This window comes from Sodalis sp. RH20 (assembly GCF_047324205.1).
Classification (GTDB): domain Bacteria; phylum Pseudomonadota; class Gammaproteobacteria; order Enterobacterales; family Enterobacteriaceae; genus Acerihabitans.
In genome coordinates, this window is the sequence record NZ_CP178733.1 from 5,087,099 (window position 1) to 5,101,587 (window position 14,489).

11 protein-coding genes, 2 tRNA genes, 1 rRNA gene and 1 pseudogene are annotated in these 14,489 nt (G+C 57.5%); 13 read left to right on the top strand and 2 right to left on the bottom strand.

Annotated elements, in window-relative coordinates:
• The first annotated feature begins 20 nt into the window (after nucleotides 1–20).
• From rrf to yjfF, 7 genes and pseudogenes are all read left to right on the top strand, one after another.
• A 5S ribosomal RNA gene (gene rrf / locus ACL2XM_RS23140) occupies nucleotides 21–136 on the top strand.
• A gap of 274 nt (nucleotides 137–410) precedes the next feature.
• A tRNA-Asp gene (locus tag ACL2XM_RS23145) sits at nucleotides 411–487 on the top strand.
• 8 nt (nucleotides 488–495) lie between these two features.
• Nucleotides 496–571, top strand: a tRNA-Trp gene (locus ACL2XM_RS23150).
• A gap of 781 nt (nucleotides 572–1,352) precedes the next feature.
• Nucleotides 1,353–2,309, top strand: a complete 957-nt coding sequence (gene ytfQ, locus ACL2XM_RS23155; protein ID WP_410013108.1) for a galactofuranose ABC transporter, galactofuranose-binding protein YtfQ — start codon at nucleotides 1,353–1,355, stop codon at nucleotides 2,307–2,309.
• A 322-nt stretch (nucleotides 2,310–2,631) separates the two neighbouring features.
• Nucleotides 2,632–4,134, top strand: a complete 1,503-nt coding sequence (gene ytfR, locus ACL2XM_RS23160; RefSeq protein WP_410016698.1) for a galactofuranose ABC transporter, ATP-binding protein YtfR — start codon at nucleotides 2,632–2,634, stop codon at nucleotides 4,132–4,134.
• A gap of 14 nt (nucleotides 4,135–4,148) precedes the next feature.
• On the top strand, nucleotides 4,149–5,165 hold the full coding sequence (ytfT, locus tag ACL2XM_RS23165) for a galactofuranose ABC transporter, ATP-binding protein YtfT (RefSeq protein ID WP_410013109.1): 1,017 nt from the start codon (nucleotides 4,149–4,151) through the stop codon (nucleotides 5,163–5,165).
• Nucleotides 5,158–6,135, top strand: a pseudogene (gene yjfF, locus ACL2XM_RS23170) (galactofuranose ABC transporter, permease protein YjfF); the annotation flags it as partial. The gene ytfT and the pseudogene yjfF, both read left to right, overlap by 8 nt.
• A 116-nt stretch (nucleotides 6,136–6,251) precedes the next feature.
• Here yjfF and hdfR read toward each other — a convergent pair.
• On the bottom strand, nucleotides 6,252–7,070 hold the full coding sequence (hdfR, locus tag ACL2XM_RS23175; RefSeq protein ID WP_410013111.1) for an HTH-type transcriptional regulator HdfR: 819 nt from the start codon (nucleotides 7,068–7,070) through the stop codon (nucleotides 6,252–6,254).
• Between the two features lie 120 nt (nucleotides 7,071–7,190).
• On the opposite strand from hdfR, the gene ACL2XM_RS23180 reads away from it, so the two are divergent.
• Nucleotides 7,191–7,529, top strand: a complete 339-nt coding sequence (locus ACL2XM_RS23180; protein ID WP_410013112.1) for a DUF413 domain-containing protein — start codon at nucleotides 7,191–7,193, stop codon at nucleotides 7,527–7,529.
• A 26-nt stretch (nucleotides 7,530–7,555) separates the two neighbouring features.
• Here ACL2XM_RS23180 and ACL2XM_RS23185 read toward each other — a convergent pair whose 3' ends face one another.
• Nucleotides 7,556–9,079: a YifB family Mg chelatase-like AAA ATPase gene (locus tag ACL2XM_RS23185; RefSeq protein ID WP_413721635.1), complete on the bottom strand. Its 1,524-nt coding sequence runs from the start codon at nucleotides 9,077–9,079 to the stop codon at nucleotides 7,556–7,558.
• A gap of 382 nt (nucleotides 9,080–9,461) precedes the next feature.
• Here ACL2XM_RS23185 and ilvL point away from each other — a divergent pair, with 382 nt between their 5' ends.
• From ilvL to ilvD, 5 genes are all read left to right on the top strand, one after another.
• Nucleotides 9,462–9,563: an ilv operon leader peptide gene (ilvL, locus tag ACL2XM_RS23190; RefSeq protein ID WP_162367070.1), complete on the top strand. Its 102-nt coding sequence runs from the start codon at nucleotides 9,462–9,464 to the stop codon at nucleotides 9,561–9,563.
• A gap of 156 nt (nucleotides 9,564–9,719) precedes the next feature.
• On the top strand, nucleotides 9,720–11,366 hold the full coding sequence (gene ilvG, locus ACL2XM_RS23195) for an acetolactate synthase 2 catalytic subunit (protein WP_410013114.1): 1,647 nt from the start codon (nucleotides 9,720–9,722) through the stop codon (nucleotides 11,364–11,366).
• Nucleotides 11,363–11,620: an acetolactate synthase 2 small subunit gene (gene ilvM / locus ACL2XM_RS23200; RefSeq protein ID WP_410013115.1), complete on the top strand. Its 258-nt coding sequence runs from the start codon at nucleotides 11,363–11,365 to the stop codon at nucleotides 11,618–11,620. The genes ilvG and ilvM overlap by 4 nt, the downstream gene beginning before the upstream one ends.
• 21 nt (nucleotides 11,621–11,641) lie before the next feature.
• A complete protein-coding gene (ilvE, locus tag ACL2XM_RS23205) occupies nucleotides 11,642–12,571 on the top strand; it encodes a branched-chain-amino-acid transaminase (protein ID WP_410013116.1) in 930 nt (309 codons plus the stop codon).
• Nucleotides 12,572–12,635: 64 nt separating this feature from the next.
• Nucleotides 12,636–14,486, top strand: coding sequence for a dihydroxy-acid dehydratase (gene ilvD, locus ACL2XM_RS23210; protein WP_410013117.1), 1,851 nt, complete (start codon nucleotides 12,636–12,638; stop codon nucleotides 14,484–14,486).
• Nucleotides 14,487–14,489 lie beyond the last annotated feature (3 nt).

Consider the following 14,489-nt stretch of genomic DNA (forward strand, 5'->3'; position numbering starts at 1 on the left):
ACGGTTGGTAAACGAATTTGCCTGGCGGCACTAGCGCGGTGGTCCCACCTGACCCCATGCCGAACTCAGCAGTGAAACGCCGTAGCGCCGATGGTAGTGTGGGGTCTCCCCATGCGAGAGTAGGGAACTGCCAGGCATCCATTAAGACCAATACCTTGAGCGAAGCGAAAGGCGTTGTGAAGTAACCCTGGCAGTTCGCTACTCGAGTCAGAGAGCAGGACAACAGGCGGAGCCTGTTGAACGCCGCTTGCGGCGGCCCGAAGGGGGCCTGACGCAGTCAGGCATCAACTGCCAGGCATCCATTAAGACCAATACCTTGAGCGAAGCGAGGGGCGTTGGTCAAGCACCGCAAACGGTTTTAACAGGCGTTGACCCCGCAAATGTTATGTTTGGGTGTAGTACCGAATCGTGGTGCGGTAGTTCAGTCGGTTAGAATACCGGCCTGTCACGCCGGGGGTCGCGGGTTCGAGTCCCGTCCGCACCGCCACCCTATTTAGGGGCGTAGTTCAATTGGTAGAGCACCGGTCTCCAAAACCGGGTGTTGGGAGTTCGAGTCTCTCCGCCCCTGCCAGATACAAAAAAAGCCCTTCGCTTACGCGAGGGGCTTTTTTTCGTCTGCATTACTGTAAACGCAACGCAGTCCATCCCCTGGCGTTGGGACTATTGGGCGTTAAAACGCGCTTTATTTGCTCGCTTTCACTCAATAACGCAATCTTCGATTATATTTCCCGGCCGTTTTTTTGACGACCGGCAGTGTGCGGTGACTCATTACAGAAATGGGCTTCATTATCCTAATAAATATTGGGGATAAATAATCCTGCCAGCATTTTTATCCGGGTATTTATTAAATAACTGTTGGCCGGTTTAACGCCATCCTGCCCACAATTTTTCTCGTTGCCCGCTGGGAATAGCTGCACCGCGCGGTTGAAAGACAAAAGCAAAATTATCCATATAAAAAAATTGATTCAGCTATGGTAATTCTAGTTATCGGAAAAATGCCACAATCCCACCCTGCGCACCATCGTTAAATACACCCTCTCTCTTCTGATGAAGACATAAAAAACACCAGCTGATTTATACATAGCCGCGCCCATGTTACGGGTAAAGCAAAAAAAACAGATGGCGTGTAATTGCTTATTAATAAAGCAATTATGTCGTCATACTCTCTGGGGCTGGACAAAAATATATCCATAAGCTACAGATTTAAATAAAGAAGTTGCTGTTAGATCCGGCTCTTATTTATCAAAAGTGTGATGCGCCCCGATATAAAAAAGCGGTTTTTTGTTTAGTTTTATTATTGCTATCAAACTAATGATACCAGCACATTTTATGATTATAAGAGGATGATGACTATGTGGAAGCGTTTACTTTTAGTGTCCGCCATTTCTGTCGCCATGTCTTCAGTGGCTTTTGCCGAGTCGTTGACCGTCGGTTTTTCGCAAGTGGGTTCTGAATCGGGCTGGCGCGCGGCGGAAACGTCGGTGGCGAAAAGTGAAGCCCAGAAGCGCGGCATTACCTTAAAAATTGCCGACGGGCAGCAAAAACAAGAAAACCAGATTAAGGCGGTCCGTTCATTTATTGCCCAAGGCGTCGATGCCATCTTTATCGCGCCGGTAGTTCAGACGGGTTGGGAGCCGGTACTGCAGGAAGCCAAGAGCGCCAAGATCCCGGTATTCCTGCTCGACCGGGCCATTAAAGTGAAAGATGATTCTCTCTATTTAACGGTGGTTACCGCCGATAACGTGCTTGAAGGCCAATTGATTGGCGACTGGCTGGTCAAGACCGTGGGCGATAAACCCTGTAATGTGGTGGAATTGCAGGGAACCGTGGGTGCAAGCGTCGCCATCGACCGTAAGAAAGGTTTTGCCGACGCCATTGCCAAGGCGCATAACATCAAAATCATTCGTTCCCAGTCCGGTGACTTTACCCGCAGCAAAGGGAAAGAGGTCATGGAAAGCTTTATCAAGGCCGAAAACAACGGCAAAAATATCTGTATGGTCTTTGCCCATAACGACGATATGGCGATCGGCGCCATCCAGGCCATTAAAGAAGCCGGCCTGAAACCGGGTAAAGATATTCTTACCGGCTCCATCGACGGCGTTCCGGATATCTATAAAGCCATGCTTGCGGGCGAGGCCAACGCCAATGTGGAGTTAACGCCGAATATGGCCGGACCGGCGTTTGACGCCCTGGCGAAATACAAAAAAGACGGTACCAAGCCCACCAAAATCATCAAGACGGAAAGCAAACTGTTCCTGCCGGCCGATGCCCAGGCCCAATTGGATAAGAAAAGCGGCATGGGTTACTAAAACTCAGGGGATCCTGCCGGCAGCGATGGGGATTAAGCCTGCGTCCGCGTAGCCAGGGAGCGACCTGGATCGGCGCAAAAAGAAATACGTTGTAAACGCGTCCCTGGGATTGGGGTTTTGGCGCCAAGACCCCAGCCGCCAGGGCGCATATCTACCCTGTTGTTTGCATGCACTCCAGGCGCATTGGTAGCTGGCGAATAGCATCCATTTCTTTTACCCCAATAATGACCGTTAACCTTCAATACCGGGGCACAGGGTCGGGGTGTAACGGTACTGATAGCGTGTTTATCCGGCTACGTCTTTAGGAGGATTTACCGTGGGTATTATCGATAGTCATGATGATGTATTACTCAACATTACCGGCCTAAGCAAAACCTTTCCCGGCGTAAAAGCGTTAAACAACGTGTCGTTAACTCTCAATCGCGGCGAAATCATGGGATTGCTCGGCGAGAATGGTGCGGGGAAATCAACCCTTATCAAAGCGTTAACCGGTGTTTACCAACGTGACGGCGGTACGATTAACCTGGATGGACAAGATATTCATCCCAAGAATACCGCCCATGCGCAAGAGCTTGGCATCGGCACCGTGTACCAGGAAGTCAATCTGCTGCCGAATCTTTCGGTGGCGGATAATTTATTTATCGGTCGCGAACCGCGACGGTTTGGTTTTATCGATCGTAAAGAGGTTAATCGCCGCGCGGAAATCTTACTGGCGGGTTATGGTTTTGCGCTGGACGTAACGGAGCCGTTGGGGCATTTTTCCGTGGCGATGCAGCAGATCGTGGCCATTTGCCGGGCGGTGGATCTGTCGGCCAAGGTGCTGATCCTGGATGAGCCGACCGCCAGCCTGGACGCCAACGAAGTCGAGATGCTGTTTACCATTATGCGCCAGCTGCGCGACCGGGGTATCAGCCTGATCTTTGTGACCCACTTTCTCGACCAGGTCTATAAAATTACCGATCGCATCACCGTGCTGCGCAACGGCGAGTTTGTCGGCACGCGTTATACCCGCGAATTGCCCCATATTGAATTGATCAAGATGATGCTGGGTCGTGAACTGGATGAGCATGCCTTGCAGCGCGCCGGCCGTACCCTGCATAGCGAAAAGCCGGTGGCGGCCTTTGCCGGTTATGGCAAGAAAGGCACGATCGCTCCCTTTGATCTGGAGGTCAGACCGGGCGAGATCGTCGGGCTTGCCGGATTGCTGGGGTCGGGGCGTACCGAAACCGCCGAAGTGATTTTCGGCATTCGCCCGGCGGATTCGGGCACCGCCTGGATCAAGGGCACCGAGCGGGTGATCCGTTCGCCCAACCAGGCGGGAAAGCTGGGACTGGGCTTCTGTCCGGAAGATCGTAAAACAGACGGCATTATCGCCGCCGCCTCGGTGCGGGAAAATATTATCCTGGCCCTGCAGGTACAGCGCGGATGGCTGCGGCCCATCCCGCGCAAGGAACAAAATAACATTGCCGAGCGTTTTATCCGCCAACTGGATATCCGCACGCCCAGCGCCGAGCAGCCGATTGAGTTCCTGTCCGGCGGCAATCAGCAAAAGGTGCTGCTGTCGCGCTGGCTGCTGACCAAACCGCAGTTCCTGATCCTGGACGAACCGACACGGGGCATTGATGTGGGCGCCCATGCCGAAATCATCCGTTTAATCGAATCCTTGTGCGCCGATGGGCTGGCCCTGCTGGTTATCTCCTCAGAGCTTGAAGAACTGGTGGGTTATGCCGACCGGGTTGTTATTCTGCGCGACCGGAAACATATCGCGGATATTCCGCTCGATAAGCTATCGGTGAGCGCCATTATGAATGCCATTGCCGCCTAAGGAGCGTGACTGTTATGTCTGGTTCAATGTCATCCGATACTAAAGTCGTTGTCGCCAAACGCTGGCCGGTGGGAATGCCGCAGCTGGCCGCGTTGGTGGTTGTGTTAGTGGTTGACAGTATTGTCGCCAATAATTTTTTCTCCATCCATATCCAGGATGGACGGTTGTTCGGCAGTCTCATTGATATCTTAAATCGCTGTGCGCCGGTCGCCCTGCTGTCCATCGGCATGACGCTGGTTATCGCCACCGGGGGTATCGATCTGTCGGTGGGCGCCGTCATGGCCATTGCCGGCGCGGTGACCGCGACGTTAACCGTACAGGGCTATAGCCTGACGGTTATCATCCTGGCGACCCTGGGCGTGGGCGTGCTGTCGGGTTTATGGAACGGCGTCCTGGTGGCGCTGCTGAAAATACAGCCCTTCGTGGCAACGCTTATCCTGATGGTGGCCGGGCGCGGCGTGGCGCAGCTGGTGACCGAAGGCCAGATCATTACTTTCAATAATCCGTCGCTGTCCTGGATCGGCAGCGGCTCGCTGTTCTATTTTCCCGTGCCGGTGTTTATTACCCTGATTACCCTGGTACTGGCCTGGCTGCTGACGCGCAAAACCGCCCTGGGATTGTTTATCGAGGCGGTGGGCATCAATATCCGCGCGGCCAAGAATGCGGGGGTGAAGACACGGGTTATCGTCATGTCCACTTACATCTTGAGCGGCTTATGCGCCGCGGTCGCCGGACTGATCGTCACCGCCGACATTCGCGGCGCGGATGCCAACAATGCCGGCCTGTGGCTGGAACTGGACGCTATTCTGGCGGTGGTGATCGGCGGGGCCTCGCTGATGGGCGGGCGTTTTAACCTGTTGCTGTCAATCCTGGGGGCGCTGATTATCCAGGGGATGAATACCGGCATTTTGCTGTCGGGCTTCCAGCCGGAGCTTAACCAGGTGGTGAAAGCCGTGGTGGTGCTTTGCGTGCTGGTCATGCAGTCCTCCAGCTTTATCGCTTTTATTCGCAGGAGCCGTCGCCATGCTTAAACGTAACCTTCCCCTGGTCATTACCATCGCGGTATTTATTGTCGGTTATTTGTTTTGCCTGAGCCGTTTTCCCGGTTTCGCCTCCACCAGGGTTATCTGCAATATCCTGACGGATAACGCGTTCTTGGGCATTATCGCCGTCGGCATGACTTTTGTGATTATTTCCGGCGGCATCGATCTTTCCGTGGGGTCGGTTATCGCGTTTACCGGCGTCTTCCTGGCGCGCGTGATCGGCGATTATCATCTGTCGCCGCTGCTCGCGTTTCCGCTGATCTTGATCATGGGCTGCGGATTCGGCGCGTTTATGGGCTGGCTTATCGATACATTAAAAATCCCGGCGTTTATCATTACCCTGGCCGGCATGTTTTTCCTGCGCGGCGCCAGTTACCTGGTGTCGGAAGAGTCCCTGCCCATCGACCATCCGATCTATGAAACCCTCTCGGGCCTCGCCTGGCAAATGCCCGGCGGCGGACGTCTTAGCGCCATGGGGGTGCTGATGCTGCTGGTGATGGTGTTCGGCATCCTGCTGGCGCGGTATACGCAGTTCGGCAATCAGGTGTACGCCATCGGCGGCAATGCGACGGCCGCCAACCTGATGGGGGTATCGACCCGCAGCACCACGATTCGTATTTATATGCTGTCCACGGGGCTGGCGACGCTTGCGGGCATTGTGTTTTCGATTTACACCTCGGCCGGCTACGCGTTGGCCGGCATGGGCGTGGAACTCGACGCCATCGCCTCGGTGGTGATCGGCGGCACGCTGTTGAGCGGCGGCATCGGCACGGTGTTCGGCACCTTGTTCGGCGTCATGATCCAGGGGCTTATCCAGACCTATATCAACTTTGACGGCACCCTGAGTTCCTGGTGGACCAAAATCGTCATCGGCATCCTGCTGTTTGCGTTTATCGCCTTGCAACGGCTGCTGAACTCGCTGTGGGAGAATAAGCAAAATGCCAAGGTCACCAGTATTCCCCGCACCGGCATCCCGGCGGAAAGCCAACAGCAGGCTCATAAGGCACCCGCGGCCGGCTACCCGGGGGATGGCTCGTCCTGATGGCCGCCAGGGACGTGACGGGCTTCACAGGCTTAAATGACCGGTGTTTTCAACAGCTGCCGTATCTGGGTGCGCTGATCGCTGTTTTGCAGCCATACGGCATAGAGCGGCCTGACCAGGGGAGGGATATCGGCGATGGCAGCCAGGTCGGGATATAACTCGCCCCAATGGCTGGGTAAAAATACGCATGCCCCGGTGGTCGGCAGCAGGCTGCGGGCCAGCAGGGCCGAGGTGGTGCTCATGACCGGCAGGGGGTTATTCACCAGCAGCCGGCTTTCATGGGTATGGAAATCGGCCCCCCATTCCAGACGGATATAAGGCCGATCCCCCGTTTCGGGAGGTGCCGAGGCGGTAAACAGCGACAACGAAAAATTCCCCAGCAACTGACAGGTCAGCTCCTCCATCTTCGGCGCTTCGGTGCTGATCAGCAAATCCAGCTGGCGCTCATGCAGCTGGCTTATCAGCGCGTGGCGCTGCGCTATGCGGGCTTCTATCTGCAGGGTGGGGCGCTGCTGGTATAACACGTGCAGCCATTGCCCCAACCAGGCCTCCCACAGCGAGGCGGTGGCGCCGATGGATAACAGGCTATGCTGCAGCGATCGGGTCACCTCTTTTTTGGCCAGTTGCCAGGTGGACATCAGGTTTTCCGCATAAGGCAACAGGCTTTCTCCCGCAGGCGTCAGACGGATATTATTGCGGTGCCGGGTAAATAAACTGACGCCCAATTGCGTTTCCAATTGACGAATGCGGAAGCTCACCGCCGACTGCGTCAAATAAAGCGCTTCCGCGGCGCGACCAAAGTGGCGGGTCCTGCTAACTTCCAAAAAGGTTTTCAGTAATTCCGTATCCACGCCCATCTCCAGAAATTTTTATCGTAACGATTTAAATGTTTTGTTTTACAGAAAGTCAAGCCTATCTAATACTCCGCGCCATAAACAGTACGGCTTATGAAAGGATGGGGAGCGCTTAAGATGGCGGACAGCTTTTCTAGTACCAATCGTTATTTTGATAACAAAAATTACCCGCGTGGCTTTTCCCGGCATGGTCATTTCACCATTCGGGAAGCCCAGCTGCTGGAGCGCTATGGGCATGCCTACAACGATCTGGACAGCGGCAAGCGCGAACCGGTTACCGATGAAGAGACGCAATTTGTCGCGGTATGCCAGGGCCAGCGCGAGCCTTCCACCGAGCACGAAAAAGTGTGGTTCAAGTATATCGAGCACATTCGTCGTCCCAAGCGCTTCCATACCTTATCCGGCGGCAAGCCGCAGATGGACGTGGTGGAAGACTATACCGACAGCGAAGATTAATCCTGGCATGGGGCTGCGGCCCCATGTTATTCCATGTGCCGCCAAAGCTGTTGCAGCAGACGATCAATGGTGCGATAGCTGACGGCCTCCGCCAGATGATCGCGCTGTATTTCGGCCGCGCCCGCCAAATCCGCCAGCGTTCGGGCAACCTTGAGCGTCCGGTGCCAGGCGCGTACCGACAAACCCAGCGTTTCCATCACCTCTTCCAGGAAAACCGCGTCCTCTTCAGCAAGCCGGCAATATAATGCAACTTCCTGGTTATTGAGATACGCATTGATTTTCCGGCCGCGCCGCAGCTGGATGTCGCGCGCCGCTTGCACCCTGGCGCGCACCATCGCGCTGGTCTCGCCCGCCGGGTTCTGCCGGCGCAGCATTCCCGGCGGCAGCAGCGGCACCTCGATGGACAGGTCAAAACGATCCAGGAAGGGGCCGGATAACCGGTTCAGGTAACGCAGGGTCTGCGCGAGGCCGCTGCGGCCGTGGACGCCCTGGTAATCGCCGGACGGACTGGGGTTCATGGCGCCCACCAGTTGGAAACGCGCCGGGTATTGTACCTTGGCCTGGGCGCGGGAGATAACGATTTCACCCGCTTCCAGCGGTTCGCGCAGCGCGTCCAGCACCCGGCGCTGGAACTCCGGCAGCTCATCTAGGAATAACACCCCGTTATGGGCCAGGGATATCTCGCCGGGCCGGGGTAGGGAACCGCCGCCGACCAGGGCCGCCATCGAGGCGCTGTGATGCGGGGCGCGAAACGGTCTTTGGCGCCAATGCCGGCGGGCGGCCCCGGCGCTCATCAGACTGATCAGCGCGGCGGTCTCTACGGCCTCCGCATCGCTTAAGGGGGGCATCAACCCCGGCAGCCGGCTGGCCAGCATGGTCTTGCCGGTGCCCGGCGGACCGATAAGCAGCAGGTTATGCCCGCCGGCGGCGGCGATTTCCAGGGCGCGTTTGGCCTGCGGCTGGCCGGTGATGTCGCTGAGATCGGCGCCGTCGTATGCCGGCGGCGTCGGGTCCTGGCCCGGCACGGCATTGAGTTCGGCGCCGCCCTGCAGGAAGGCGCATACATCGCGCAGATGCCCGGCGACCAGCACGCGGCTATCCGGTATCAGGGCCGCCTCGCCGCTGTTATGGCTGGACAGGATCAGACGCCGCCCGGCCTGTTGTGCCGCCAGCGCCGCCGGAATGGCGCCCTGCACCGGCCGCAGTTCGCCGGACAGCGCCAGTTCGCCGAGAAATTCATGGCAAGCGAGCTTATCGGCGGCAATTTGTTCCGACGCGGCCAGGATCGCCAGCGCAATAGGCAAATCATAGCGCCCGCCTTCCTTGGGCAGATCGGCCGGCGCCAGGCTGACGGTTATCCGCCGGGCGGGAAAATCGAAACCGTTGTTCAGCAGCGCGCTGCGTACCCGATCGCGCGCCCCTTTTATCGTCGCGTCAGGCAACCCCACCAGGGTAAAGCCGGGCAGACCTTTGCTGATATGGGCCTCCACTGAAATCAACGGCGCCTGGACGCCGATCGACGCCCGGGTATAAATTAACGCAAGGGACATGCCCATCCTCCATCACTATCCTGGATGCCGCACCCGCGATGACGGCATCGGCCCTTATCATGCCCGCTTTGCGCCTGCAGCCCAGGGGCAGGCTCCCGCCCTGCGGAACGGCCCGTAAAAAAATTTCGGCGTTTGCCGTGCTTCGCAGCCGTGCGCGGCGGCGCCCCAAGGTTAATCCTGTGCAGAGAAGAGAGCGTGGCGGGGGAGATGGCCGCCGAAGATGAAAAATATTCATGACTCATCAAATTATTGAAAAACGGTCTATTTAGAATTTTCGCCGCCGCGCGATCCCAGCGAAAATAATAAAAAAGATTGTCATAACCCCATTTACTGTGATAACTCTGTAGGTATTCATTCGACCAGAAGTGATGAAACCCTATTTATGAAAGCCTTTGTCCAAGTGATAAGCCTAGTCGTGATTAGCGTGGTGGTGATTATTATCCCACCGTGCGGGGCTGCACTTGGACGAAGAAAAGCTTATTAAACAAGCTTAAATCTCAAGAAAACCCCCGCACCGAAAGGACGGGGGTTTTTTTTTGGCACTTTTTTATGGCCACCAAGATATATTATGAATAAGGAACAGAAAAATGATTAACAGCATAAAATCCTGTTCCCAGCGCAGACAGGCGGGGAACTAACTATGAACGGTGCTCAGTGGGTAGTGTCAGCGTTGCGCGCACAGGGTGTGGATATGGTTTTCGGTTATCCCGGCGGCGCCATCATGCCGGTATACGATGCGCTCTTTGACGGCGGGGTGGAACATCTCCTATGCCGGCATGAACAGGGAGCGGCCATGGCGGCGATTGGCTATGCGCGAGCTACCGGTAAAGTCGGCGTCTGTATCGCCACCTCCGGCCCCGGGGCGACCAATCTCATCACCGGCCTGGCCGATGCCCTGCTGGACTCCGTGCCGCTGGTGGCCATTACCGGCCAGGTTGGCTCGGCGCTTATCGGCACCGACGCGTTCCAGGAAATCGACGTGCTCGGGCTGTCCCTGGCCTGCACCAAACACAGTTTCCTGGTGGAAAGCCTGGACGAACTGCCGGCCATCATGGCCGAGGCCTTCGCCGTCGCCACCAGCGGGCGTCCGGGGCCGGTATTGATCGATATCCCCAAGGATATCCAGCTGGCCACCGGCGAACTCAGCCCGCATCTGGTCGCCATGGACAGTCAGGACGGGGCCGTCCAGGGGGACGTGGCGGCGGCCCGCGACCTGCTGCGCCTGGCGCGCAAACCCATGCTGTATGTGGGCGGCGGCGTCGGCATGGCGCGCGCGGTGCCGGCCTTGCGTGATTTCATTCATCGCACCGGCATCCCGAGCGTGGCGACCCTGAAAGGCCTGGGCGCGCCTGACCGTGAAGATCCCTGTTACCTGGGCATGCTGGGCATGCACGGCAACCAGGCGGCCAACCTGGCGGTGCAGTCCTGCGATTTGCTTATGGCGGTCGGCGCCCGTTTTGACGACCGGGTTACCGGCCGGCTGAATTCCTTTGCGCCCCACGCCAAAGTGATCCATCTGGATATCGACCCGGCGGAACTGGGTAAACTGCGTCAGCCCCACGTGGCGTTGCAGGGTGATTTAAACCAGCTGTTTCCCGCCCTGGCGCAGGCGCTGTCGATTGACGATTGGCGTCGTGAAACCCAGGCGCTGAAATCGGAATACCGCTGGCGTTACGATCATCCGGGCGAGGCTATTTACGCGCCGGCATTGCTGAACGCGCTTTCCCGGCGGGTACCGGATAATACCGTGATCACCACCGACGTCGGACAGCACCAGATGTGGGCCGCCCAGCATATGAGCTTCACCCGTCCGGAGAACTTCATCACCTCCAGCGGCCTGGGCACCATGGGTTTCGGCGTGCCGGCCGCGGTCGGCGCCCAAGTGGCGCGTCCCGATGACACCGTGGTCTGTGTCTCCGGCGACGGCTCGTTTATGATGAATGTCCAGGAATTGACCACCATCAAGCGAAAACGGCTGCCGCTGAAAATCGTCTTGATCGACAATCAGCGATTAGGCATGGTCCGACAGTGGCAACAACTGTTTTTCGACGGACGCTATAGCGAGACCACCCTGACAGATAACCCCGATTTTCTCATCCTGGCCAGCGCGTTTGATATCCCCGGCCAACGAATTACCCGAAAAGACCAGATCGATGCCGCCTTTGACGCCATGTTTTCCCACCAGGGCCCCTACCTGCTGCATGTCTCCATCGACGAAAACGAAAATGTCTGGCCACTGGTGCCGCCCGGCGCCGGCAATGAAACCATGCTGGAGAAATTATCATGATGCAACATCAGCTTTCCATCGAGGCGCGTTCCCGTCCGGAAATCCTGGAACGCGTCCTGCGCGTGGTGCGCCACCGCGGATTCCGGGTTTGCGCATTAAATATGACGCCGCAGATCAATCCGGAATGTATAAATATTCAATTGACGGTTGCAAGCATTCGCCCGGTCGATTTACTGTCTTCACAATTAAGTAAACTTATGGATGTCGCCTGTGTCGAGATCCAGCAATTGACATCACAACAAATACGCGCCTAAGGCACGAGTAAGGAAAAGAAAATGACGACGAAGAAAGCTGATTTTATTTGGTTCAACGGCGAGATGGTTCCATGGGCGGAGGCCAAGGTCCATGTGATGTCCCATGCGCTGCATTATGGATCGTCAGTCTTCGAAGGTGTCCGTTGCTACGACTCGCATAAAGGGCCGGTGGTGTTCCGCCATCGTGAACATATGCAACGCCTGCATGATTCGGCCAAGATCTACCGTATGCCGGTAAGCCACAGTGTTGATGACCTGATGGAAGCCTGCCGTTCCGTGCTGCGCAAGAATAAGCTGGTCAGCGCCTATATCCGTCCGCTGGTGTTTGTCGGCGACGTGGGCATGGGCGTTAACCCGCCGGCCGGTTATACCACCGATGTGATTATCGCCGCGTTCCCCTGGGGCGCCTACCTGGGCGAAGACGCGCTGGACCAGGGCATCGACGCCATGGTGTCGTCATGGAACCGCGTGGCGGCCAATACCATCCCGACCGCGGCCAAGGCCGGCGGTAACTATCTTTCTTCCATGCTGGTGGGCAGCGAAGCCCGCCGCCACGGCTATCAGGAAGGCATCGCGCTGGATGTCCACGGTTATGTTTCCGAAGGCGCGGGGGAAAACCTGTTTGAAGTGAAGGAAGGCATCCTGTTTACGCCGCCGTTCACCTCTTCCGCCCTGCCGGGCATTACCCGCGACGCCATCATCAAATTGGCGAAAGATCGCGGTCTCGAAGTGCGCGAGCAAGTGCTTTCCCGTGAATCGCTTTATCTGGCCGACGAAGTGTTTATGTCCGGCACCGCGGCGGAAATCACCCCGGTGCGCAGCGTTGACGGCATCCAGGTGGGCATCGGCCGCTGCGGTCCGGTGACCAAACAGCTGCAACAGGCGTTTTTCGGCCTGTTCACCGGCGAGACCGAAGATAAATGGGGCTGGCTGGACCCGGTCAATAACTAAAACTATAGGTTTTTAACAGCAGGCGGGTTAACCGCCTGCCAAAAGATTAACTGGAGTATTGAGCATGCCAAAGTATCGTTCCGCTACCACCACCCACGGCCGCAATATGGCCGGCGCCCGTGCCTTATGGCGCGCCACCGGCATGACCGATGATGATTTCGACAAGCCGATTATCGCCGTGGTCAACTCCTTTACCCAATTTGTGCCGGGCCATGTGCACCTGCGCGATTTGGGTAAACTGGTTGCCGAGCAGATTGAAGCCTCCGGCGGCGTGGCGAAAGAATTCAATACCATCGCGGTGGACGACGGCATCGCCATGGGTCACGGCGGCATGCTGTATTCCCTGCCGTCGCGCGAGCTGATTGCCGATTCGGTGGAGTATATGGTCAACGCCCACTGCGCCGACGCCATGGTCTGTATTTCCAACTGCGATAAAATCACCCCGGGGATGCTGATGGCGGCGCTGCGCCTGAATATCCCGGTGATATTTGTCTCCGGCGGCCCGATGGAGGCCGGCAAGACCAAGCTGTCCGATAAAATTATCAAGCTCGATTTGATTGACGCTATGATCCAGGGCGCCAATCCGAACGTGTCCGATGCCGACAGCAACCAGATCGAACGTTCCGCCTGTCCCACCTGCGGCTCCTGTTCCGGCATGTTTACCGCCAACTCCATGAACTGCCTGACCGAAGCCCTGGGCCTGTCCCAGCCTGGCAATGGTTCGCTGCTTGCCACCCATGCCGACCGGCGTCAGCTGTTTCTCAATGCCGGCAAGCGCATCGTCGAACTGACCAAGCGCTATTATGAACAGGATGATGAAAGCGCGCTGCCGCGCAGCATTGCCTGTAAAGCGTCGTTTGAAAACGCCATGACGCTGGATATCGCCATGGGCGGCTCCACCAATACCGTACTGCATCTGCTGGCGGCGGCGCAGGAAGGGGACGTGGATTTCACCATGGCCGATATCGACCGTTTATCGCGCCGGGTGCCGCATTTGTGCAAGGTGGCGCCAAGCACACAGAAATACCATATGGAAGACGTCCACCGCGCCGGCGGCGTCTGGGGCATCCTGGGCGAACTGGACCGCGCGGGCCTGCTGAACCGCGAGGTCGGCAATATCCTCGGGCTGACGCTGCCGGAAACGCTGCAACAGTATGATGTGATGCTGACCGAAGACGCGGAAGTGAAAAGCATGTATTCCGCCGGCCCTGCCGGCATCCGCACCACCAAGGCGTTCTCGCAGGACTGCCGCTGGCCGTCCCTGGATACCGACCGTCAGGAAGGCTGTATCCGCTCCCGCGAGTTCGCCTATAGCCAGGACGGCGGGCTGGCGACGCTGTACGGCAATATCGCCGAAGACGGCTGTATCGTCAAAACCGCCGGCGTGGATAAGGGCAGCCTGATCTTCAGCGGCCCGGCTAAAGTGTATGAAAGCCAGGAAGCCGCCACCGAGGCCATCCTGGGCGGCAAAGTGGTGGCCGGCGACGTGGTGGTCATCCGTTACGAAGGACCCAAAGGCGGGCCGGGCATGCAGGAAATGCTGTATCCCACCACCTACCTGAAATCCATGGGGTTGGGCAAGCAGTGCGCGCTGATTACCGACGGCCGTTTTTCCGGCGGCACCTCCGGCCTGTCCATCGGCCATGTTTCGCCTGAAGCCGCCAGCGGCGGCCTGATCGGACTGGTACAGGACGGCGATATTATCGACATCAACATCCATGAGCGCAGCATCGCGCTGGCCGTGGCGGACAGCGAACTGGCCGCCCGGCGGGAAAGACAGACGGCACGCGGCGCGGACGCCTGGAAACCGGTGGATCGCCAGCGTCAGGTGTCCTTTGCCCTGCGGGCCTACGCCTTGCTCGCCACCAGCGCCGATAAGGGCGCAGTGCGCGATAAAAGCAAGCTGGGAGGCTAACGG

Bases quoted from the DNA above. Each gene is read 5' to 3' on its own strand.
- ytfQ (WP_410013108.1), top strand. From the start codon at position 1,353: ATGTGGAAGCGTTTACTTTTAGTGTCCGCCATTTCTGTCGCCATGTCT.
- ytfT (WP_410013109.1), top strand. From the start codon at position 4,149: ATGTCTGGTTCAATGTCATCCGATACTAAAGTCGTTGTCGCCAAACGC.
- ACL2XM_RS23180 (WP_410013112.1), top strand. From the start codon at position 7,191: ATGGCGGACAGCTTTTCTAGTACCAATCGTTATTTTGATAACAAAAAT.
- ACL2XM_RS23185 (WP_413721635.1), bottom strand. From the start codon at position 9,079: ATGTCCCTTGCGTTAATTTATACCCGGGCGTCGATCGGCGTCCAGGCG.
- ilvL (WP_162367070.1), top strand. From the start codon at position 9,462: ATGAAAGCCTTTGTCCAAGTGATAAGCCTAGTCGTGATTAGCGTGGTG.
- ilvG (WP_410013114.1), top strand. From the start codon at position 9,720: ATGAACGGTGCTCAGTGGGTAGTGTCAGCGTTGCGCGCACAGGGTGTG.
- ilvM (WP_410013115.1), top strand. From the start codon at position 11,363: ATGATGCAACATCAGCTTTCCATCGAGGCGCGTTCCCGTCCGGAAATC.
- ilvE (WP_410013116.1), top strand. From the start codon at position 11,642: ATGACGACGAAGAAAGCTGATTTTATTTGGTTCAACGGCGAGATGGTT.
- ilvD (WP_410013117.1), top strand. From the start codon at position 12,636: ATGCCAAAGTATCGTTCCGCTACCACCACCCACGGCCGCAATATGGCC.